Consider the following 22,102-nt stretch of genomic DNA (forward strand, 5'->3'; position numbering starts at 1 on the left):
CGCTGCTCCGGTGCGGTGCCCCCTGCGCGCCGGGAGAGAACATCGGGGAGCGGACGCCGGAGGATGTGGTCACCCTCAGGGGGACGGCCAGGATGCGCAGGGGGTGCGGCCGGGGTACGACGCGCCGCCGGATGTCGCCGGCCTGTGCCGGAGGGCGACCGGATCCGGCCCGCCGAGCCGGATTGCGGGCGCGGGTGTCACAGGGGAGTCGTACGCTGGGAACCCCCGGCCCGTGTTACGTGTCGGGCCCTTCGCGTTGCCCCCTGGCAGCAGCCGGCTGCCGGAACCTCGCCCTCGTAACCCGGACGGAAGCCCTTCATGAGCCTGCACGGTCTGCTGGATGTCGTCGTACGTGACCCGGCACTCGCCGAAGCGGTGAAGGCCGCCACCGACGGCCACCGGATGCATGTCGACCTCGTCGGCCCTGCCGCTGCCCGCCCCTTCGCCGTGGCCGCACTGGCCCGCGAGGCCGGGCGGACGGTGCTCGCCGTCACCGCGACCGGGCGGGAGGCGGAGGATCTGGCCGCGGCCCTGCGGACGTTGCTGCCCCCGGACAGCATCGCCGAGTTCCCGTCCTGGGAGACCCTGCCGCACGAGCGGCTCTCACCGCGCTCCGACACGGTGGGCCGCCGCCTCGCCGTGCTGCGTCGGCTCGCGCACCCGAGGGCCGACGACCCGGAGACCGGCCCGGTCAGCGTCGTCGTCGCACCGGTGCGTTCCGTACTGCAGCCGCAGGTCAAGGGGCTCGGTGACCTGGAGCCCGTGGCGCTGCGCATCGGTCAGAGCGCCGATCTCGGCAAGACCGTCGAGGCGCTCGCGGCAGCCGCGTACTCCCGGGTCGAACTGGTCGAGAAGCGCGGTGAGTTCGCCGTCCGTGGCGGCATCCTGGACGTTTTCCCGCCGACCGAGGAGCACCCCCTCCGGGTGGAGTTCTGGGGCGACGACGTCGAGGAGATCCGCTACTTCAAGATCGCCGACCAGCGGTCGCTGGAGATCGCCGAGCACGGGCTGTGGGCGCCGCCCTGCCGTGAGCTGCTGCTCACCGACGAGGTACGCGAACGGGCCGCCGCCCTCGCCGAACGCCACCCGGAGCTGGGCGAGCTGCTCGGCAAGATCGCCGAGGGGATCGCGGTGGAGGGCATGGAGTCCCTCGCCCCGGTCCTCGTCGACGACATGGAGCTGCTGCTCGACGTGCTGCCCAAGGGGTCGATGGCGCTGGTCTGCGATCCTGAGCGGGTCCGCACCAGGGCCGCGGACCTGGTCGCCACCAGCCAGGAGTTCCTCCAGGCGTCCTGGGCGGCGACGGCCGGTGGCGGCGAGGCCCCGATCGATGTCGACGCCGCTTCCCTGTGGGGCATCGCGGACGTCCGCGACCGGGCCCGCGAGCTGAACATGATGTGGTGGTCGGTCTCCCCGTTCGCCGCCGACGCCGAGCTCGACGAAGACACGCTGAAGCTCACGATGCACGCCCCGGAGTCGTACCGCGGTGACACCGCCCGGGCGCTCGCCGACACCAAGGGCTGGCTCGCCGAAGGCTGGCGCACGGTGTACGTCACCGAGGGCCAGGGGCTCGCCGCCCGTACCGTCGAGGTGCTCGGCGGCGAAGGCATCCCGGCCCGCCTCGACGCGGACCTGGCGGAGATCTCACCGTCCGTCGTCCATGTCTCGTGCGGTGCGATCGACCACGGCTTCGTCGACCCGGCGCTGAAGCTCGCCGTCCTCACCGAGACGGACCTGACCGGTCAGCGCACCGCGACCAAGGACCTGGGCCGGATGCCGGCCCGCCGCCGCAAGACCATCGACCCGCTGACGCTGGAGACGGGCGACTACATCGTCCACGAGCAGCACGGTGTGGGCCGCTACATCGAGATGGTGCAGCGGACGGTGCAGGGCGCCACCCGCGAGTACCTCCTCGTCGAGTACGCCCCCGCCAAGCGCGGCCAGCCCGGCGACCGCCTCTACATCCCGACCGACCAGCTGGAGCAGGTCACCAAGTACGTCGGTGGCGAGGCCCCCACCCTGCACCGGCTCGGCGGCGCCGACTGGACGAAGACCAAGGCGCGCGCCAAGAAGGCCGTCAAGGAGATCGCAGCCGACCTCATCAAGCTGTACTCGGCGCGGATGGCGGCGCCCGGCCATGTCTTCGGCCCCGACACCCCGTGGCAGCGCGAACTGGAGGACGCCTTCCCGTACGTGGAGACGCCGGACCAGCTCACCACGATCGCCGAGGTCAAGGAGGACATGGAGAAGTCGGTCCCGATGGACCGGCTGATCTGCGGCGACGTCGGCTACGGCAAGACGGAGATCGCGGTGCGCGCCGCGTTCAAGGCGGTGCAGGACGGCAAGCAGGTGGCTGTTCTCGTCCCCACGACGCTCCTGGTCCAGCAGCACTACGGCACGTTCACCGAGCGCTACTCCCAATTCCCGGTCAGCGTGCGGGCGCTGAGCCGCTTCCAGTCCGATTCCGAGTCGAAGACGACCCTCCAGGGCCTGCGCGAGGGCTCCGTCGACCTGGTCATCGGCACGCACCGCCTGTTCTCCTCGGAGACGAAGTTCAAGGACCTGGGGCTGGTCATCGTCGACGAGGAGCAGCGCTTCGGCGTCGAGCACAAGGAGCAGCTGAAGAAGCTCCGGGCCAACGTCGACGTGCTCACCATGTCCGCGACGCCGATCCCCCGCACGCTCGAGATGGCTGTCACCGGTATCCGAGAGATGTCGACGATCACCACACCCCCCGAGGAGCGCCACCCGGTCCTGACCTTCGTCGGCCCGTACGAGGAGAAGCAGATCGGCGCGGCCATCCGTCGTGAACTGCTGCGTGAGGGGCAGGCGTTCTACATCCACAACCGTGTCGAGTCCATCGACCGCGCGGCCGCCCGCCTCCGCCAGATCGTCCCCGAGGCCCGGATCGCGACCGCACACGGGCAGATGTCGGAACAGGCCCTGGAGCAGGTCGTCGTCGACTTCTGGGAGAAGAAGTTCGACGTCCTGGTCTCCACGACGATCGTCGAGTCCGGCATCGACATCTCCAACGCCAACACGCTGATCGTGGAGCGCGGCGACAACTTCGGTCTCTCTCAGCTCCACCAGCTGCGCGGCCGTGTCGGCCGTGGCCGGGAGCGCGGTTACGCGTACTTCCTGTACCCGCCGGAGAAGCCGCTCACCGAGACGGCCCACGAGCGCCTGGCCACGATCGCCCAGCACACGGAGATGGGTGCGGGCATGTACGTGGCCATGAAGGACCTGGAGATCCGCGGCGCCGGAAACCTTCTGGGCGGTGAACAGTCCGGCCATATCGCGGGCGTCGGCTTCGACCTGTACGTACGCATGGTCGGTGAGGCCGTCGCCGACTACCGGGCCTCGCTCGAAGGCGGCGTCGAGGAGGAGCCGCCGCTGGAGGTCAAGATCGAGCTCCCGGTCGACGCGCACGTCCCGCACGAGTACGCCCCCGGCGAGCGGCTGCGCCTCCAGGCGTACCGCGCCATCGCGTCCGCCACCACGGAGGACGACATCAAGGCGGTCCGTGAGGAGCTCACCGACCGCTACGGCAAGCTCCCGGAGCCGGTCGAGAACCTTCTGCTGGTCGCGGGCCTGCGGATGCTGGCCCGTGCCTGCGGCGTCGGGGACATCGTGCTCCAGGGACCGAACATCCGGTTCGCTCCGGTGGAACTGCGCGAGTCGCAGGAACTGCGCCTGAAGCGCCTCTACCCGAAGACGGTGATCAAGCCGGCTCTCCACCAGATCCTGGTCCCGCGCCCGACCACCGGAAGGGTCGGCGGCAAGCCGGTCGTCGGCCGCGAACTGCTGGCCTGGACCGGCGAGTTCCTCACGACGATCCTGGGGTCGTGAACAGCAGCCCGGTGAGCGACCGGAACACCTCCTCGGGGTTCCGGTCGCTCAGCGGGTCGTTCAGATTGCCGCTCAGGAGCAGGGTGGCGTAGCCGTGGGCCAGGGACCAGGCGGCGATTCCGGCGAGCCGCGGGTCGTCACCGCGTCCCCCGGCGGGGAGACCGGTGACCCCTGCGCGCAGCGCCTGTGCCGCGCGGGTCTTCGCCGCGAGGAGTTCCGGGTCGTCCGGGCGGTAGAGCTCCGGCTGGAACATCACCTGGAAGTGCGCGGGGTGGCCGGTCGCGAACCGTACGTACCGCACGCCCCTCTCCCGTAGGTCCGGCGCGTCGGCGAGGGCGTCGGCGAAGAGCCCGTACCCCTCGGCGGCGATGGCGGTGAGCAGGCCCGTGCGGTCCTTGAAGTGGTGGGCGGGGGCGGCGTGGGAGACGCCGGCCCGGCGGGCCAGGTCGCGCAGGCTCAGGGCGCCGGGGCCCTCGGTGCGGATGACGTCGAGTGCGGCGGTGAGGACGGCCCGTCGCAGGTCGCCGTGGTGGTAGGTGCGATCGCTGCTCATGGTCAGCAGATTACGCTGAATCTAGTCATTGACAAGTTCGGGTGGAGCGAGGATTCTCTAGAACTAGTCAGCGACAAGATGAGGGATCGGCCGGAGGGTGGAGACATGTCCGAGGAGTTGGGTCGCGTACGTCAGATGTGGCACCTGCTGGAGCCTCTGCACGCGGTGCTCTATTACGCGCCGGAGGTGTTCGAGGAGGCCGCCGTGCTCGGCTACCGCACCGATGAGCGCTGGCCGAGTTACTTCGCCTGGCGCGCGGCGCCGCTGGGGGCCGTCGACGCGGAGCGGGTCGCCGAAACCTTCTACAGCTTCAGTCCGCGGATGGTGCGGGAGCACATTCCGGCCGCCTGGTCCGTCGCCTCCCCCGATGCGGTGGTCGCGGCCCGCACGAAGGCGGTCGACCGTACGTACCGGGCGCTGTTCGGGGAACAGGCCGCCGGCCCGGAGATCACCGAGGCCGCCGCGCTGGCCCGGCGCGTCGCGGAGGCCGCGGACGTGACCGGTCGTCCGCTGGCCGAGGCCAACGCCGCCCTGCCGTGGCCGGACGAACCGCATCAGGCGCTCTGGCACGCGGCGACGGTTCTGCGCGAACACCGCGGGGACGGGCACATCGCCGCGCTCGCCGAGGCGGGGCTCGACCCGGTCGAGTCGCTGGTCTCGTTCGCCGCCATCGGTGCCGCACGCCCGGAGGTGTTCGAGAGCCGGGCCTGGAGCGACGAGGAGTGGAACGCGGCCCGTGGACGGCTGGTGAAGCGCGGGCTGTTGGAGGAGGACGGTATGGCGACGGAGGCGGGCCGGGCGCTGCGTACCGAAGTCGAGCGGCGCACCGACGAGCAGGCGGCCGCACCCTGGCGGGCGCTCGGCGAGGGGGAGCGGGAGCGGCTCGTGGAGCTGCTGGGGCCGCTGTGGGTCGCAGCGATCGGGTCCGGGCTGCTGCCCTCCGAGACGACGCTCGGCATCGGGAAGGTGTGAGGCGGAAGGTGTGAGGCGGAAGGTGTGAGGCGGGGGAGTGTGATTCGGGCCGCATCCCTCGGGTATCGCGGCCATGAACGTCCGTCGGCGGGGAAGACATCCGTAGGATTCCCGGGTTCGACTTTCCCCGTCAGGACGGCTTCGAGTGATATCTCCCCATGCGTACCGAGTGATGCTGCCTGCCCTGGGTGCGGCGGCGGTCCTGGCCCTCGCGGGCTGCGACCCCGATGACATGGCCGCCGGTGGCAGCGGGTCGGCGGGCGGCGGGCAGTCGGCGGGCGGCTTCGGCGCCGGCCCGCTGAGCAACCCCGACGGTACGAAGCCCGGCCTCGCCCCTCTCACCTCCGACGCGGACCGGGCAGCCGCCCGGAAGCTCATCGAGAAGGTGAGCACGAAGGGCCGCGGGCCGAAGACCGGTTACGAGCGGGACAAGTTCGGCTACGCCTGGAAGGATTCGGTCGACGGCATCCCGCTGTCCCGCAACGGCTGCGACACCCGCAACGACCTGTTGGCCCGGGACGGCAAGAATGTCGAACTCCGGTCGGGGTCGGACTGCGTCGTCGTCTCCATGACCCTCAAGGACCCGTACACCGGCTCGACCATCGAGTGGAGCAAGCAGCAGGCGACGAAGGTCCAGATCGACCACGTCATGCCGCTCTCGTACGACTGGCAGATGGGCGCCTCCCGCTGGCCCGAGGCCAAGCGCCAGCAGATCGCGAACGACCCGCTCAACCTCATCCCGGTCGACGGCCCGGCCAACAATGCCAAGCGTGACTCCGGCCCGGCTTCCTGGCTGCCGCCGTACAAGCGGATCCGCTGCTCGTACGCGGTGCGGTTCGCGCAGGTCTCGCTGAAGTACGCGCTGCCGGTGACCGCCGCCGACAAGCGGGCGATGCTGGCGCAGTGCGGCGGTTGACGGCGTCGGGCCGCTGAGAAGGGGGCACGCACGAGGCCCTTGAGGCAGCCGCCCTTCCTGGCGGCTCCGGCGCTGACGGTGCCGGGCGTACGCACGGTCACGCGGCCGCGGCCGTGCAGCGGGGGCGTCGGTAAACACGTTGGCTTCGGGAGTTCCGCTGCCTAGCGTGTGGTGGATGGAGCTGAAGATCACCACCCTCGCCGCGCGCCCCGAGCTCGCCGGGCCCATGCAGGAGATGCCCGAGACCTGGCCGGAGTTCGTCCTGGAGGACCTCGTCGGGTGGGCCAACTACCCCAGGCTCGCCGTCGATTTCCCGGAATTCGCGCTCGTCGCGACGGACCCGGACGGTGACGTCGCCGCGCGGGCGTACAGCGTGCCGTTTGCGCTGCATGCTCCGGGGCGCGGAGAGTTGCCCGAGGGCGGCTGGGACCAGTCGCTGCTGTGGGCCTTCTCCGACCTGCGGCGTGGGCGTACGCCGGACACGGTCGGCGCGGTCGAGATCGCCGTCGCCAAGGGGCGCCAGGGGGAGGGGATTTCGGGGCGGATGGTCGCCGCGATGCGGGAGAACGCAGGCCGGCTCGGGTTCCGGGAGCTCGTCGCCCCGGTGCGGCCGAGCGCCAAACACCTGGACGCCTCGGCTCCGATGGAGGAGTACGCCCGCCGGACCCGGGCGGAGGACGGGCTTCCGTACGACCCGTGGCTGCGCGTCCATGTGCGGGCGGGCGGTGTGATCGAGGCGGTGGCGCCGGTGTCCATGACGGTGTCGGGCTCCCTCGAGCGGTGGCGGTCCTGGACCGGGCTGCCGTTCGACGAGGACGGTCCGGTGGAGGTTCCTGGGGCGTTGGTGCCGGTGCACTGTTCGGTGGCGCACGGATATGCGGTGTATGTGGAGCCCAATGTGTGGGTGCGGCACCGGGTGTGAAAACGAACGACCCGCCTGTACGTGTGTGTACAGGCGGGTCCGTGTGTCAGATCCGTGTGTCAGATGGCTGGTCTCTTTACCCTGAACGGTTTGTCGAACTCGGTGAACTCGACGGTGAGCGGGGTCCCGGTGCTGAAGCGCAGCTTCAGGAGGTGGGGCCTGCCCTCCGCGGCGACCGCCGCCTGCCATGTCCCCCTGCCCGCCCGGCCGGTGAGGGACAGGGCGGGCGTGGAGCCGACAGCGGTTGCCCTCCCCTTGTGCGCGGTACTGCTGTTCTCCGCCAGGCGGTCGAGGAAACCCTTCCGGTTGCAGTAGCCCAGGGTCTGCGCCGTGAACCTGTCGGCGTGGTCCGCCTTCACCCAGCGGCCCGTGAGTCTCTTGACCTCGGCGTCCGTGGCGGCGTGCGGCCGGCCCGCGGACGCCGCCCGCAGCATCGCCTCGTCGGACTGGGTGTAGACCGTGCCGCCGGTCCTGACCAGGTCCATCGTGCCTGCCGCGCCCATGGACAGGGTCACCGTGCACTCGCCCCTGATGTCGGTGGCCACGTACGCCTCGACCGGGGTGCCGCCGGGCGACTTCGTTTCCACGGTGATACGTACCGACTTGGCGGCCCGGGTCGCCGCCAGGGCCTTGTTCGCGACTTCGGGTCCGGTCAGCCGGGCGAACGGCGCGGTGTCCCGCTGCTGGGCGAACACCGGGTTGCAGGCCGTGAGAGCCAGGGCCGTGACGGCGCAGAGCGTCGCTGTCGCGGTGCGCAGAGCGGTTGCGGCGATGCGGGCGAGGAGGCGCATGGTCGGGCTCCGGTCGGGGTGGCGAAGGGAGGGGCGTTCTAGAGCTTCAGGTCCCACTGGGTGGTGTCGTACGTAAAGCCGGGGTTGACCTCGACGGTCAGGTTCTTGGCGTCCGCCGGGGCGTCGAAGGCGAACTGGACGGTGACCTTCTTGCCCGGCAGGACCGTGCCGCTGAAGCCCTCGCCGACCTTGCCGTCGAAGATCTGCTCGGCGTTCACACCGTCCTCGCCGGCCCGCGCCTCGACGTTGATCAGCGCCGAGTCGAACTTCTCCTTGCCCGCGTTCTCGATGACGACGGCGATCCGGTACGCCTTGTTGCCCTTCGTGTGACCGGCGGCGAACGAGTCAGGGGTGTACGAGGTCGCGTCGCCGACCGTGACCGTCAGATCGTCGTCGTAGACGGCCGAGTCACCGGCCTTCAGCGCCTTCCCGGCGTCCGGCTTCTCGTTGCCGCCGGACCCCTTGCCCTTGTTCTTCCCGGAGCCCGTGTCGCCGGCCTTCGGCGCGGCGGTGGCCGTGGTGTCCGACACCGCCCGGTCGAGCTCGTCCACGGCGTCGCCCACCGCCTTGAACGTGATGACCGCACCGACCACCGAGAGGATCAGCGCGATCAGGCCGAGGACGGCGCCGAACGTGGTCGCGCCCTTGTTGGTGGCCTCGCCGCGCTTGACCCGGCCCCGGCCGACCAGGCCGAGGATCAGGGCGATGACGCCGAGGATGCCCGCCAGCCAGAAGAGGAACGGGATCAGACCCGAGACGGCGCCGATGATGCCGAGGATCAGCGCCGAGATGCCGAGCCCGTTGCGGGCCGGGCGCAGGCCCGGCGTCTGCGCCGGGGCGTACGGCTGCTGGGGCTGCGGGGACTGCGGCGGCTGCGTGAACTGGGACATGGCTGTGCCCTCCGGCAAGTACAGGGATGAGTGGTGAGCGGAATGCTGCGCCGCCTGGTGTAGCGACAGGTCAATAACAGCAGAGCCTGTGAACCGAGTCAACACTGTTCACGCGAAACGGATTCATGCACGGTGTGAATCGGTGTCGCGTGAACGGCTCGGTATGCTCGCCTACACAGAGCAGGCAGCGCGGACGGATCAGGACCAGGACGCCCAGGACCAGGGAGACAGTCAGTGCCGGAGAACTCGACAGAGGTGACCGCGGCCGGGATCGCCCGGCTCGCGGGGGTGGGCCGCGCCGCCGTCAGCAACTGGCGACGCCGCCACGCCGACTTCCCCAAGCCGGTTGGCGGCACCGAGACCAGCCCGTCCTTCGCCCTGCCCGAAGTCGAACAGTGGCTGCGTGACCAGGGGAAGCTCGCCGAGGTCCCGCTCCGCGAACGGGTCTGGCAGCAACTGGCCGGGCACCCGGCCGGCGCCGTCCCCGCCCTCGTTCACGCGGGCTGCGCCCTGCTGCTCGTCCGGGACAGGCCCACCGCCTGGCTGGAGATCACCGCCGTGTCGGACGGGCGGATGGCCAAGGTGCTGCACCTCGCCCTGAACGACCTGCTCACCGCACGCTTCGGTCCGGCCACCGAAGCAGGCGACGGAAGCGGAGGTGGAACGAACGGATGCGTACGCGCTGTTCACACCCCCACCGCCGACGAACTCCTGCCGTCCGTTCCCCTGCTGCGCGCCGCTGCCGAACTCGCCGCCGAGACCGGCGCCCGCCAGGCCTTCGAGTTCCTCCTCGGCCGCCAGCTCGACGCCAACCCGCGCCAGTTCACCCTCACCCCTCCGGGCCTCGCCGAGCTGATGGCCGCCCTCGTGGAGACGGGCAGCCGGCCCGCCCGTACGGTTCTCGACCCGGCGACGGGAACCGGCGCCCTGCTGCGCGCCCTCAGCCGTCCGACCGCCCTGTACGCGCAGGATGCCGACCCCGACCTCGCTGCGCTGACCGCGCTCCGCCTCGCCCTGAACTCCACCATCGAGAGCTGCACGGTCGCCGTGCGGACCGGCGACACCCTGCGCGCCGACGCGTTCCCGCAGCTCGCCGTCGACGCCGTGCTCTGCCACCCGCCGTTCAACGAACGCAACTGGGGGCACGACGAGCTCGCCTACGACCCCCGCTGGGAGTACGGCTTCCCCGCCCGTACGGAGTCCGAACTCGCCTGGGTCCAGCACGCCCTGGCCCATCTGCGCGAGGGCGGCACCGCCGTCCTGCTGATGCCCCCGGCCGCCGCGTCGCGCCGTTCCGGCCGTCGGATCCGTGCCGATCTGCTGCGCCGCGGCGCCCTTCGTGCCGTCGTCGCCCTCCCGGCCGGCGCCGCACCCCCGTACGGCATCCCGCTCCACCTCTGGGTGCTGCGCAAGCCCGGCGCCGGTGTCCGCCCCTCGCCCGAGCTGCTGCTCGTGGACACCGCCGAACCCGCCGAACCGGCTGCGGCGACCGCCGGTGCCCCCGCGTCGGGCGGGCGCGACCGGCTCGACTGGCAGGCGGTGCGCAGCGCCGTGCTGGACGCCTGGGAGCCGTTCGAGCGGGCGGAGCGGACCGGTCCCGAGTCGGACGCCGCCCTCGACCGAACCGGCCAGGACCGGCCGGGTGTCAGCCGGGTCGTCCCCGTCATCGAACTCCTCGACGACGACGTGGACCTGGCCCCCGCCCGCCATCTGCCCCCGCCGACGGCCGGTGGCGGAGCCGCCGAACTCACCCGCGTACGGGACCGGCTGACCGAGACGCTGCGGCTGACCGCCACTCTCACCCCGCCGCTCGCGGACCTCTCCGACCCGGCCCGCTGGCCCCTCACCACCGTCGGTGAACTCGCCCGTGCCGGCGCCCTCCAGCTCCGTACCGGCGGCTCCGGCACCGGACCCGGCCCCGTCCTCACGGAATACGACGTCCTCGGCTCCACCGCCCCCTCCGGAACACGTCCCGCCACCCCCGCGAGCACCGACGGGCCGCCCGAGGAGCCGGTCCTCGTCGAGCCCGGTGACGTCGTCGTCCCCGTGCTCGGCGGCGGCACCGTCGCCCGGGTGATCGACGAGGCCACCGCGGGCTCCGCACTCGGCCGCAACCTTCAGCTGCTGCGCCCCGATCCGGCCACCCTCGACCCGTGGTTCCTCGCCGGTTTCCTGCGCGGCACCGCCAACAACCGGCAGGCCAGCAGTTACGCGTCCACCGCGACCCGGCTCGACGCCCGCCGCCTCCAGCTGCCGCGCCTGCCGCTCGCCGAACAGCAGCGGTACGGGGCGCAGTTCCGCGCCCTCGCCGCGTTCGAGGACGCGCTCCGGCTGACCGGCCGGCTCGGCGGACAGCTGGTCCAGGGGATGTACGACGGGCTGACGGACGGTACGGTCACGCCGAAGTGAGCTGAACCACAACGGTTCCGTACAACCCCGGGACCGTTGTCGGTGTCGCCCTTTACGCTCAGGTCTGCCAGATCTGCGCGCGCTGACAGGTGCGTTCAGCACTTCCCCGACCAGGTACCAGGAGCAGCCATGTACGGCCCGGGTCATCCGCCGCCGCCGACGCCGATGCCGCCGCGTCGGCTGCCCAACCGGGCCTGGATCGTCTCGATGCGCGTGCTGTTCGTGGTGCTCTCGGTGGGCTCCATCGGTCTGCTGCTGTGGGCTCCGCTGCTGCGCCTCGCGATCGTGCGCCGCAGGACGTCCGACTGGTGGCTGACCGGGGCCGGTTTCGTGCTGATCTGTGTGCTCCTGCCGATCATCGGCAGGGAGGGCAGCGACGACCCCAGTGGCGTCGACAACGTCCTCATACCGCTGTTGTTGCTGGCGATGGTGGCCGCCCCCGCGTACTACCTGGTCGGGGACATCCGCCACTACGAGCAGCTCAGGAAGGAGCAGTTCGGCGCCGGCGGCTACCTGCCGCCGGGGTACGGGTACACGACCATGCCCGTACGGCAGCCGCTGCCCGCTCAGCCGCCGCAGTACCAGCCCCAGCCCCAGCGGCAGCCCTACTCCCAGCCTTCGCAGCTCCAGCCCCAGCGGCAGCCTCCCCAGCCCCAGCCCGTGCCGCACGCGCCCACGCCCACCCCGCCCCACCGCATCGACCAGGTCCGTGCCGAGCTCGACGAGCTGAGCGACTACCTCCGTAAGGAGGAGGACCGTTGAACGGACGCGTCATCGCCGGGCGGTACGAGCTGGCGACCATCCTGGGCCAGGGCGGCATGGGCCAGGTCTGGACGGCGTACGACCAACGCCTGGACCGCAGGGTCGCGGTGAAGCTGCTCCGTCCCGACCGGGTCGCCGGTCCCGGCGGCAGCGGCGCCGCCGACGAGCTGCGGCGCCGGTTCGTGCGCGAGTGCCGGGTCACCGCCCAGGTGGACCATCCGGGCCTGGTCACCGTCCATGACGCGGGCAGCGACGACGACGATCTGTTCCTGGTCATGCAGTACGTCGAGGGCTCCGATCTCGCCGACCATCTCGCCGAGCACGACCCTTATCCGTGGCAGTGGTCCGTCGCCGTGGCCGCCCAGCTCTGCGCCGCGCTCTCCGCCGTGCACGCCGTGCCGATCGTCCACCGCGACCTCAAGCCCAGGAATCTGATGGTGCGCCCGGACGGCACGATCACCGTCCTCGACCTGGGCGTCGCCTCGGTCCTGGACAACGACACCACGCGCCTCACCCACACCGGTACGCCGATCGGTTCCCCGGCCTACATGGCGCCCGAGCAGGCGATGGGCGGCGCCGTCGGCCCGTACACCGACCTGTACGCGCTCGGCGTACTCCTCCACGAACTGCTCAGCGGGGACGTGCCGTTCGCCGGATCCACCGCCCTCGGTGTGCTGCACCGCCACCTCTACGAGCCGCCGCTCCCGGTCCGGCAGATCCGGCCCGAGATTCCGGAGCCCCTCGAAGCGCTCGTGCTGCGGCTGCTCGCCAAGGACCCGCAGCACCGTCCGGCGAGCGCCCAGGAGGTGTACGAACACCTCACCCCGCTCCTCCCGTCCCGCTCCACGGGGCTGCCGTCCGGTCCGCTCGACCCGACCCGCCCCTTTCTGCGGCCGCACGCCCCGTGGCCCGACCTCGTCACGACTCCGCCCGCCGCGCAGCCGACGCCGGTGGCCGCCAAACCGGATGTCGCGGCCGCCGTCGACGAGGTGAAGCAACTGCTCGGGCAGGGCAGGATCACCCAGGCCGTGGACATCCTCGGTGGCATCCTCCCGGCCGCGGCCGAACAGCACGGTGAGGGTTCGCCGGTGGTCCGCATCCTGCGCAAGCAGTACGCGGCGACGCTCATGGACGACGGGCAGTACCGTCGCGCCCTGCCCGAACTGCGCCGCCTCGCCGACGACCGCGCGGCGGAGGCCGGCCCGGCCGACACCCAGACGCTGCAGTACCGCTACGACGCGGCGCAGTGCCTGGAGCAGCTGGGCGAACCGGCCGCCGCGCTCGCGGAGTACCGCGCGGTCCTGCCGTACTACGAGAACCAGTACGCGACGGGCAACGACCCGGCCCGTTCCTTCGAGATCCGTCAGCGCATCGGGTATCTGCTGCTCGCGGTCGGCGACCACGCGGCGGCGCGCGGGCAGCTCCAGGCACTGCTGTACGACACCGAGCGGATGTACGGGCCGCACCACCCGCTGCCGGTGGAGCTGCGCCGTCAGCTCGACCGGCAGATGCAGGTCCGCGGCGGCTGAGCGGACCGGGCGGGGCCGGCCGGTCCGGTCCCGCCGACGCGACGAGCTCGGTCGGTCCGGTCCCGCCGGGCCTTGCGGGACAGCCCTTGGGCGGCGGCGCAGCGGCACGGAGGACGCGTTGCGCGGGAGCGGCGCCGAGATCGACAGCTTGCCGGCAGCCTCGGCACCGCATATCCAAGAAGCGTCGCCGCATCTCCATGGCCGTGGCGGGCGTCGCTGTTCTCGCCGGTGGTGCGTTCGCCGCCGAGGCCGCCACCGCCACCACGGTCGCCAGGCCCGCGCCGAAGATCTACACCGGGCATGTCCTCGACACCTGCACCGCGCCGTCGCTGACCACCCTGAAGGGCTGGTACAGCTCCTCCGTCTACCACGGTGCCGCCGTGTACGTCGGCGGAAAGAACCGCGGCTGCGCGCAGCCCAACCTCACCGCCTCCTGGGTGAAGGCCGTCAGCGCCACCGGCTGGAAGCTCGTCCCGCTGTACGTCGGCGCGCAGCCGCCGTGCCAGACGAGCGCCGCCCCCGAGAAGACGACCGCCGCCGACGCCGCCTCACCGGCCGTCACCGACGCCAACGACGCCGTGGCGAAGGAGGCCGCGCTCGGCAGGAAGCCGGGCAGCCCGGTCTACCTCGACATGGAGTACTTCGACCCGAAGAACACCTCCTGTGTGAACACGGTGCTCTCGTACATCCGGTCGTTCGACAGGACGGTCAAGGCCAAGGGGTACTGGTCCGGCTTCTACGGCTTCAGCAACTCCAGCGCCGCCGTCGTGGCCAACGCGACGAACCGCACGGACCTGCCGGAGATCCTCTGGTACGCCCGTTACGACGACGTGTACTCCACCACCACGGGCTTCCCGTACGCCTCGACGCTGTACACCGGTCACCGTCGCGGTCACCAGTACGCCGTCAACAAGAAGGTGACGCACACCGGTGGCACGCTCACGATTCGACCGGAACGCCTGGGACGCCCCGGTCGCGATCGTGGGTAGCTGAGGCCGCCGGTCGTGGCTGACTGATCGAGCACCCCGAACTCCCCACCGCCGCTCCCGCCCGCAGTCCGGTCCGACGGAACGTGCCGTCGACGGACCTGCCGCGGGCGGGGGCCGGGTCAGTCCGGTCCCGCCAGTACAAGGTCCTGCCGCCCGGCGCGTCGTCGCACCAGCGCACCCCACGCCGCCGCCCCGGCCAGCACGAGCAGCGCGCCCGCTCCGACCGTCGAACCGGCCCGCAGGCCGGGGGGACGGAACGTGCAGTCGACGGATGTGCCGTGGGCGGGGACAGGCGCGGAGACCAGGCCCAGGTAGCTGTCGGCGGGCCGCCCCTGGCAGCTCCAGCCCGCGATCCGGGGCACGGCGAGCACGACGGTTCCGCGGGTTCCGGGGGGCAGTTCGGCCCGGACGCCGTCGTCGGTGACGCGGACGGACGTCGCTCCTGTGCGCCGCAGCCCGGTCACGGCCTCGGCCAGCCGGTCCCGGTCCAGACAGCCGAGGGCCTCGCGCGGCACGGTTCCCGCGCGTACGGACCGCAGCGTGACCACGACCTGCCCGTCGGCGCCCACGATTTGTCCAAGTGGTTCCATCGCCGCGCGGCGGGCCGGCAGCAGGCCCCGGAGCTCGGTCTCCCGGCCCGCGCCCGGCCCATCGCCGCCCGGCTGAGCCCCCGGCCGATCGCTCACCCGCGCCGAGCCGAACACCCCGGGCGTCCACAGGTACACCTCGCTGCCCGCCGGACAGCGGGCGGTCAGCCGGTATGTACCGCGCCCCACCCGGTGGGTGCGGTCGCCCCGATCCTCGACCGGGGCACCGCTCACCCTCCGGAGCGCCGTCCGCGGCACGGTATAGACCCGTGAACCGAGCAGCGCCTCCTGGTTCCGGAACGGCGACGGGCCGAAGGACGGCGCCGCGCCCGCTTGCCGCACCGTCACCAGCGGCGGCACCTGCTGCCGCACCACCGTCACCGGCCGGTCGTCCGGTGCGTTCCACCGCTGGTGCGGGTCGCGCGGCCCGTGGACCCGGGCACCGACCGAGAAGATCGCGTCGGTGACGGGGTTGTCCAGGCTCTGCACGGCCCGGCCGCGGGACGTCCAGCCGGCGCCGAGGGCGGCGAGCGTGCGGGTCAGCACGGCAGGCGTATGGCTGCTGTAGTACGCGGCACCCTGACCGCCCACGAGCAGCGGATCGTTGGCGGTGGTCCGCTCCCCGCCGGGGTCGGTGCGGTAACGCGGCCAGCCGTCCGCGCGGGCCACCGCGTCGGCCTGTACCCGCTGCCGCTCGCCCCAGGGCGCGTAGTGATCGAGCTGGGCCAGGCGCTGCCGGTCGGCGAACGCCGTGGTCGCCGCGGCCTGCCCCACCAGCACACCGGTCAGCAGCACGGCGGCGAGACCCGCCCGACGGCCCCGGCCGGGCAGGGCGAGCGCGGCGGCCGTCGCTACCGGACCGGCCGCGAACAGCAGGTACGACCGGTGCGTGGCCAGGTCGCTGAAGGCCGCCCCCGCCGCGACCAGCACCAGCACCGCGCCTCCGCCGGCCAGGGCCCGGGGCCCCGGCCGTCCGTACGAGACCGAGATCCAGGCAGCGATCACCACCAGACCGGCGAGCACGAACGTCTGCCGGTACGGACTGCCGTTGGGCGTCGCGAACGCATGCCAGAGGAGATGGGTCGGCCCCCACTGCAGCGACAGCCCGGCCCCCGCCACCAGCCCCGCCCACGCCCACCGTTCGCGCCGCGGCACACCCCGCTGGAAGACGAGTGCGCAGGCCGGGAGCAGTGCGACGGCGCTCAGGAAGAGGGCGGGTGTGAAGAAGCCGTACGTGCTGGGGAACAGCCGGGCGAGCACATCGGGCCAGGCGGCGGGCCGGAACGTCCGGTCCCAGCCGGGGTAGGCGTGTTTCGTGCCCAGGTAGACGGGAATCAGGACGGGCGCCGCGAGCCCGATCCCCAGCAGCACGCTCCCGGCCGCCCGCGCCAGCCCCCGTGCCGCAGCCTTCGCCCTCCCGACCCCCTTCTCACTCTCCGTCAGCAGACGTACCACCAACACCAGGGCGGCCCCCAGGGTCGCCATGTACGCCGTATAGAAGTTGGCGACCCACACCACCGCGACGAGCAGCGGAGCCACCATGCGACGGCGCCCCGTCCGGGCCCACTCACCGGCCAGACAGAGCAGCGGCAGGGCGATCAGACCGTCCAGCCACATCGGGTTGTACGACGCCTCGGCGACCGACCAGCCGCACAGCGCGTACGAGCCGCCGAGCACCCCGGCCATCCACCAGCGCCCGCCCCGCAGTGTCAGCAGCAGGAACGCCATGGCTGCCGCAGCGGACGCCATCTTCACCACGGTCACCACGTACACCGCGAGGTCGATGCGGTCCCGGGGGAAGGCCCCGACGAGCAGTGCGAACGGGCTGGTCAAATAGGTGCCGAGATCCGGCAGGAAACTGGTGCCGTATCCGGACGACCAGTTCAGGAACAGTCCGCCGTCGCCGTGCCCGTGCAGCAGGTCCCGGAGCCGGGTATGGAACGGCACGAACTGATTTCCGAGATCATTGACGCTCCGGGTGCGCGGCCCGAACGGAAAGCTGCGGGCCCTGGCGTCGCCCGCGCACACGGTGGCCGTGGTGATCAATGCGGCGAGTGCGGCCGCGGCCGTGCGGGGACGGAAGGTCGGCATACGGACGAATATCGCAGCCGTGAAAGTAATGAGCGGTGTGGAACTGCTTATTCAGTAGTTCAATTCACGTGATGGTTGCTCATGGTCCACGTCCCTCCTCCATGTCTGACGCACCGACAGGGTGAGATGCTCCTGTGCTGATCTCGTTAGTAGTGCCTTGTTTCAACGAGGAGGAGATCCTCGAACGCTTTCATGCGCGCGCCACGGATGAAATGAGCCGGCTGGGGCATGATTTCCAGCTCGTCTACGTCGACGACGGCAGCGCGGATCGCACGCTGCCGATCCTGGAGGGGCTGGCCGCAGCCGACCCGCGGATCCGCTATCTCTCCTTCAGCCGCAACTTCGGCAAGGAAGCCGCCATGCTCGCCGGCCTCCAGCACGCCGACGGCGATGTGGTCGTGATCATGGACGCGGACCTCCAGCACCCGCCCGAGCTCGTCGGCCGCATGCTGGAGGAGCACTCCCACGGTTACGACCAGGTGATCGCCCGCCGCAACCGCAAGGGCGACCGCGTCACCCGCACCCTCGGCGCCCGCGCCTACTACGCGCTGATCAACCGCCTGGTGGACGTGGAGCTGGTCGACGGGGTCGGTGACTTCCGGCTGCTGTCCCGGCGTACCGTCGATGCCGTCCTCGAACTCACCGAGTACAACCGCTTCTCCAAGGGCCTGTTCGCCTGGGTCGGATTCCGGACGACGACCTTCGGATACGAGAATGCGGTCCGTGAGAAGGGCAGCTCCGCCTGGACCATCGGGAAGCTCCTCAACTACGGGCTCGACGGGTTGCTCTCCTTCAACAACAAGCCGCTGCGCGCCGCCCTGTACCTGGGGATGGTGCTGATGTCCGTCGCCTTCGCCTACGCCGCCTGGATCGTCGGCGTCGCCCTGGTGAAAGGGGTGGACACCCCCGGCTATGTCACGCTGATCGTCGTGGTCACGGCCCTCGCCGGGGTCCAGATGGTGATAGTGGGTGTGGTCGGTGAGTATGTCGGCCGCATCTATTACGAGGTGAAGCGGCGCCCGCATTTCTTGGTGAAGGCATCCAATACCGGCGTACCCAGTCAGCAGCGGTCGCGGCAGTTCGTAGGCCGATGACGGTCACGGCCCAGATGGCCCGCTTCGCCCTCGTCGGCGTCGTGAACACCGGTACGTACTACGGCTGCTACCTGGCCCTGCTGACCGCGCTGCCGTACCTGGCCGCGCATGTGATCGCGTTCGCGTTGAGCATGACCGGCTCGTTCCTGCTGAACTCGTACTTCACGTACCGGACCCGGCCCACCTGGCGGAAGTTCCTGCTCTTCCCGCTCACCAACGCTGCCAACTTCGTCATCACCACCGGCGGTGTCTGGCTGCTGGTCGACCGCGCCGGCTTCAGCAGCCGCTACGCACCGCTGGTCGCGGCGCTGGCGGCCATCCCGATCACCTTTGTGGTCTCCCGCGCGATCATGCTGCGGCCGGACGCGAGGCCGAAAGCGGTCGAACGCGTGCGCTGAGCACACCGGATTCGGCCCACATCCCGAACTGCTGCCGAATCGTTGGTCGAACCAGTGGCCCGGATCACGCCCACTGCCTAACATCGATCACCGCAGGGTCTTGTGCACCGCCGCACAATCTCTCCCCGGGAGGCTCCTTTGCACCGCCGCCGTCGCACCGCGCTCGTCGTCTCCGCCGCCATGCTCGTCGCGGCGCCGCTGCTCTCCGCCTGCGGCAACCAGGCCCACCCAGGTGCCGCAGCCGTGGTCGGAGGGGACCGGATCGAGGTGTCCACCGTGCAGGCCCAGGTGGCGGAGGTACGCACCGCGCAGCGCAAGTCCGACCAGTCGGTCCAGCTCATCAACAAGTCGGGACAGCTCGGCCGGGCCAAGCTGCACGGGCTGATCTTCGACCGGATCCTGGACAAGGCCGCCGCGGACGCGGACGTGACGGTCAGCCGCAAGGAGATCCAGGAGATGCGGCAGTCGGCGGCCACCCAGTCCGGGGGAGAGGCACAGCTGCGGACGATGATGCTCCAGCAGAGCTGGGTCGCCCCCGACCAGATCGAGGCCGTCCTGCGCGAGCAGGTCCAGCTGACGAAGCTGGCCCAGGCGCTCGGCGCCGACCTGCAGCAGCCCGCCGGACAGAAGGCCGTCGGCGACGCACTCACCGCGGCGTCGAAGTCGCTGCACATCGACGTCAACCCGCGCTTCGGTACCTGGGACGACAAGCAGACCCAGCTCGCCAACTACAAGGCCCCGTGGATCACCCAGGTCACCAAGCCCGCCCAGCAGGAAGCCGCAGCAGGCGCTTAGGGGATGTCCGGTCGGTCAGGCCGGGCTCGCGTGCCCTGGCACGCACATCTGCCGCGTTGTCGTCGGTCTTCCCCAAGCTCTCGGCACCCTCCTCCGCCTTGCAGCTGCACGCACCACGGTGTGACATCAGCCGCTCCGCGGCGGGCCGCTCCCTGATCCGGCCTGACCGACCGGACGCCCCCTAGGTAGGTTGGTGGGGTGAACGCTGAAGATCCCGGTCGTATCGTCCTGCTCACCGCCAGCCACCGGGTCGCGCCCGGGCTGCTGTCCTGGCCGGCCTGGCAGACGCTGCACGCCGCCGACCGGGTGCTCTGCGCCGAGCAGAACCACCCCCAGCTGCCGTATCTGCGCGAGGCGGGCGTCACCGTCGAACACTCCGCGCCCACCGCGCAGGAGCTCGTCGACGCCTGCGCGGGCGGCCGGACCGTCGTGGTCGTCACCGGTGGCGAGGGCAACCAGCCGCTGACGGACGGGCTGGCCCGGCTCGCCGGATCGGGCCGGGTACAGATGCCGAACCTGGAGCTGCTGCCCGGTTCGTACGATCTGCCGGGCGCCCGCCTCCTCGATCTCGTCCAGGTCATGGACCGGATCAGGGCCGAGTGCCCCTGGACCTCGCAGAAGACCCATCAGGGTCTGGCCAAGTACGCCATCGAGGAGGCGTACGAACTGGTCGAGGCGATCGAGGACGGCGACCGCGACGAGCTGCGTGAGGAACTCGGGGACGTACTCCTTCAGGTCGTCTTCCACGCCAGGATCGCGGAGGAGGACGAGGACCAGCCGTTCTCCATCGACGATGTCGCGGCCACCCTCGTCGAGAAGCTGATCCACCGCCACCCGCATGTCTTCGGCGACGAGACCGCCGAGACCCCGGAGGACGTGCACGCGCACTGGCTGCGCACCAAGGCCATCGAGAAGCAGCGCGACTCGGTCACCGACGGCGTGCCGCTCGGCCAGCCCGGTCTGGCGCTGGCGGCGAAGCTGGCCGGCCGGGTCCGTACCGCCGGACTCGATGTGGCGCTCCCCGCGGGGGACGGCATCGGGTACGAGCTCCTCGCCCTCGCCGTACGCGCGGAACAGGACGGCACCGACCCCGAGGCCGCGCTGCGCGCCGCCGGCCGCGCCTACCGGGACGCGATCCTCGCGGCGGAGGGCAACGGATAACGTCAGGGGGTGAACGACAGCCCCGCCGAGACCCCTGCCGCCAGCCCCGCCGACGCCCCTGCGGACGGCCCCGAACTCTTCACATGGGAGTTCGCCACCGACCCGTACCCGGCCTACGCCTGGCTGCGCGAGCACAGCCCCGTGCACCGCACCGCGCTGCCCAGCGGGGTCGAGGCATGGCTGGTGACGCGGTACGTGGACGCCCGGCAGGCCCTCGCCGACACCCGGCTCTCCAAGAACCCGGCGCACCACGACGAGCCGGCGCACGCCAAGGGGAAGACCGGCATCCCGGGCGAGCGCAAGGCGGAGCTGATGACGCATCTGCTGAACATCGACCCGCCCGACCACACCCGGCTGCGCCGCCTCGTCTCGAAGGCGTTCACACCGCGCCGGGTCGCGGAGTTCGCGCCGCGCGTGCAGGAGCTGACGGACCGCCTCATCGACAACTTCATCGAGGAGGGAAGCGCGGACCTCATCCACGACTTCGCGTTCCCGCTCCCCATCTACGCGATCTGCGATCTGCTCGGCGTTCCGCGCGAGGACCAGGACGACTTCCGGGACTGGGCGGGCATGATGATCCGCCACGGTGGCGGGCCGCGCGGCGGGGTGGCGCGGTCGGTGAAGAAGATGCGCGGCTATCTCGCCGAACTCATCCACCGGAAGCGGGAGAACCCCGGGGACGATCTGATCTCGGGGCTGATCCGGGCCAGCGACCACGGCGAGCACCTCACCGAGAACGAGGCCGCCGCCATGGCCTTCATCCTCCTCTTCGCCGGCTTCGAGACGACGGTCAACCTGATCGGCAACGGGGTGTACGCCCTGCTGCGCAACCCCGAGCAGCGGGACCGGCTGCAGCGCTCGCTCGACGCGGGGGAGACGGGGCTGCTGGAGACCGGAATCGAGGAACTGCTGCGGTACGACGGTCCGGTGGAGCTGGCGACCTGGCGGTTCGCCACCGAACCGCTGGTGCTCGGCGGCCGGCGGATCGCGGCGGGCGACCCCGTACTGGTGGTGCTCGCCGCCGCGGACCGGGATCCGGAACGGTTCGCCCACCCCGACACCCTCGACCTCTCCCGGCGTGACAATCAGCACCTCGGCTACGGTCACGGCATCCATTACTGCCTGGGGGCGCCGCTCGCCCGACTGGAGGGACAGGCCGCGCTGGCCACGCTGCTGAGACGCCTACCGGACCTGCGCCTTGCGGTGGAACCTACCGATTTGCGGTGGCGCGGAGGGCTCATCATGCGCGGACTGCGCACTCTTCCCGTGGAGTTCGATCCCGGACATCGCTCCGGCGAAAGTGACACTCCGTCAACTCTGTGACTTTCACGTGATCTGCGCTGCATCGACTTGTGACAAGCGTTCGACTGCCGCTACCTTCACCGTTCGACTCA

General features: G+C 71.2%; 17 protein-coding genes. 13 read left to right on the forward strand and 4 right to left on the reverse strand.

Annotated elements, in window-relative coordinates; all coding sequences use genetic code 11:
* Positions 1-318 precede the first annotated feature (318 nt).
* Complete coding sequence (gene mfd, locus ACWCP8_RS23570; protein WP_352265519.1) at positions 319-3,849, forward strand: transcription-repair coupling factor; 3,531 nt, start codon at positions 319-321, stop codon at positions 3,847-3,849.
* On the opposite strand, the gene ACWCP8_RS23575 is transcribed toward mfd, so the two are convergent.
* Positions 3,827-4,402 (reverse strand): TetR/AcrR family transcriptional regulator, encoded by a 576-nt coding sequence (locus ACWCP8_RS23575; RefSeq protein ID WP_352265520.1) that lies wholly within the window; start codon positions 4,400-4,402, stop codon positions 3,827-3,829. The two genes, mfd and ACWCP8_RS23575, sit on opposite strands and share 23 nt — an antisense overlap.
* A gap of 105 nt (positions 4,403-4,507) precedes the next feature.
* Here ACWCP8_RS23575 and ACWCP8_RS23580 point away from each other — a divergent pair, with 105 nt between their 5' ends.
* From ACWCP8_RS23580 to ACWCP8_RS23590, 3 genes are all read left to right on the forward strand, one after another.
* Positions 4,508-5,374: an SCO6745 family protein gene (locus ACWCP8_RS23580; RefSeq protein ID WP_352265521.1), complete on the forward strand. Its 867-nt coding sequence runs from the start codon at positions 4,508-4,510 to the stop codon at positions 5,372-5,374.
* A gap of 172 nt (positions 5,375-5,546) precedes the next feature.
* Positions 5,547-6,290 (forward strand): HNH endonuclease family protein, encoded by a 744-nt coding sequence (locus tag ACWCP8_RS23585; protein ID WP_451118019.1) that lies wholly within the window; start codon positions 5,547-5,549, stop codon positions 6,288-6,290.
* A 175-nt stretch (positions 6,291-6,465) separates the two neighbouring features.
* Positions 6,466-7,212, forward strand: a complete 747-nt coding sequence (locus ACWCP8_RS23590; RefSeq protein ID WP_355996178.1) for an N-acetyltransferase — start codon at positions 6,466-6,468, stop codon at positions 7,210-7,212.
* 59 nt (positions 7,213-7,271) lie between these two features.
* Here the strand turns inward: ACWCP8_RS23590 and ACWCP8_RS23595 are convergent, their stop codons facing one another.
* Both ACWCP8_RS23595 and ACWCP8_RS23600 read right to left on the reverse strand, forming a co-directional pair.
* On the reverse strand, positions 7,272-8,003 hold the full coding sequence (locus ACWCP8_RS23595) for a hypothetical protein (protein WP_451117935.1): 732 nt from the start codon (positions 8,001-8,003) through the stop codon (positions 7,272-7,274).
* A gap of 38 nt (positions 8,004-8,041) precedes the next feature.
* Positions 8,042-8,893 carry a DUF4190 domain-containing protein gene (locus tag ACWCP8_RS23600; protein ID WP_451117937.1) on the reverse strand — a complete coding sequence of 284 codons (852 nt, stop codon included), beginning with the start codon at positions 8,891-8,893 and terminating at the stop codon, positions 8,042-8,044.
* 234 nt (positions 8,894-9,127) lie between these two features.
* On the opposite strand from ACWCP8_RS23600, the gene ACWCP8_RS23605 reads away from it, so the two are divergent.
* The 4 genes from ACWCP8_RS23605 (at position 9,128) to ACWCP8_RS23620 (ending at position 14,582) form a co-directional block, all read left to right on the forward strand.
* Positions 9,128-11,302, forward strand: coding sequence for an N-6 DNA methylase (locus tag ACWCP8_RS23605; RefSeq protein WP_451117939.1), 2,175 nt, complete (start codon positions 9,128-9,130; stop codon positions 11,300-11,302).
* Between the two features lie 129 nt (positions 11,303-11,431).
* Complete coding sequence (locus ACWCP8_RS23610) at positions 11,432-12,064, forward strand: hypothetical protein (protein ID WP_451117941.1); 633 nt, start codon at positions 11,432-11,434, stop codon at positions 12,062-12,064.
* The gene (locus ACWCP8_RS23615; RefSeq protein ID WP_352265529.1) at positions 12,061-13,593 is read left to right on the forward strand and encodes a serine/threonine-protein kinase; all 1,533 of its coding nucleotides are present in this window, start codon (positions 12,061-12,063) and stop codon (positions 13,591-13,593) included. The genes ACWCP8_RS23610 and ACWCP8_RS23615 overlap by 4 nt, the downstream gene beginning before the upstream one ends.
* Before the next feature lie 197 nt (positions 13,594-13,790).
* Positions 13,791-14,582, forward strand: a complete 792-nt coding sequence (locus tag ACWCP8_RS23620) for a glycoside hydrolase domain-containing protein (RefSeq protein ID WP_451117943.1) — start codon at positions 13,791-13,793, stop codon at positions 14,580-14,582.
* A gap of 119 nt (positions 14,583-14,701) precedes the next feature.
* On the opposite strand, the gene ACWCP8_RS23625 is transcribed toward ACWCP8_RS23620, so the two are convergent.
* Entirely contained in the window at positions 14,702-17,260 is a 2,559-nt protein-coding gene (locus ACWCP8_RS23625) for a YfhO family protein (protein ID WP_451117945.1), read from the reverse strand.
* Between the two features lie 134 nt (positions 17,261-17,394).
* Between ACWCP8_RS23625 and ACWCP8_RS23630 the strand changes: the two genes are divergently transcribed.
* The 5 genes from ACWCP8_RS23630 (at position 17,395) to ACWCP8_RS23650 (ending at position 22,031) form a co-directional block, all read left to right on the forward strand.
* Positions 17,395-18,354 carry a glycosyltransferase family 2 protein gene (locus ACWCP8_RS23630; protein ID WP_352265535.1) on the forward strand — a complete coding sequence of 320 codons (960 nt, stop codon included), beginning with the start codon at positions 17,395-17,397 and terminating at the stop codon, positions 18,352-18,354.
* The gene (locus tag ACWCP8_RS23635) at positions 18,351-18,752 is read left to right on the forward strand and encodes a GtrA family protein (RefSeq protein WP_352265536.1); all 402 of its coding nucleotides are present in this window, start codon (positions 18,351-18,353) and stop codon (positions 18,750-18,752) included. The genes ACWCP8_RS23630 and ACWCP8_RS23635 overlap by 4 nt, the downstream gene beginning before the upstream one ends.
* Before the next feature lie 138 nt (positions 18,753-18,890).
* Entirely contained in the window at positions 18,891-19,547 is a 657-nt protein-coding gene (locus ACWCP8_RS23640; protein WP_352265538.1) for a SurA N-terminal domain-containing protein, read from the forward strand.
* Positions 19,548-19,745: 198 nt separating this feature from the next.
* Complete coding sequence (locus ACWCP8_RS23645; RefSeq protein ID WP_352265540.1) at positions 19,746-20,708, forward strand: nucleoside triphosphate pyrophosphohydrolase; 963 nt, start codon at positions 19,746-19,748, stop codon at positions 20,706-20,708.
* Positions 20,709-20,717: 9 nt separating this feature from the next.
* Positions 20,718-22,031 carry a cytochrome P450 family protein gene (locus ACWCP8_RS23650; protein ID WP_451117948.1) on the forward strand — a complete coding sequence of 438 codons (1,314 nt, stop codon included), beginning with the start codon at positions 20,718-20,720 and terminating at the stop codon, positions 22,029-22,031.
* Positions 22,032-22,102 lie beyond the last annotated feature (71 nt).

It is taken from the genome of Streptomyces sp. NPDC002206 (assembly GCF_053593595.1).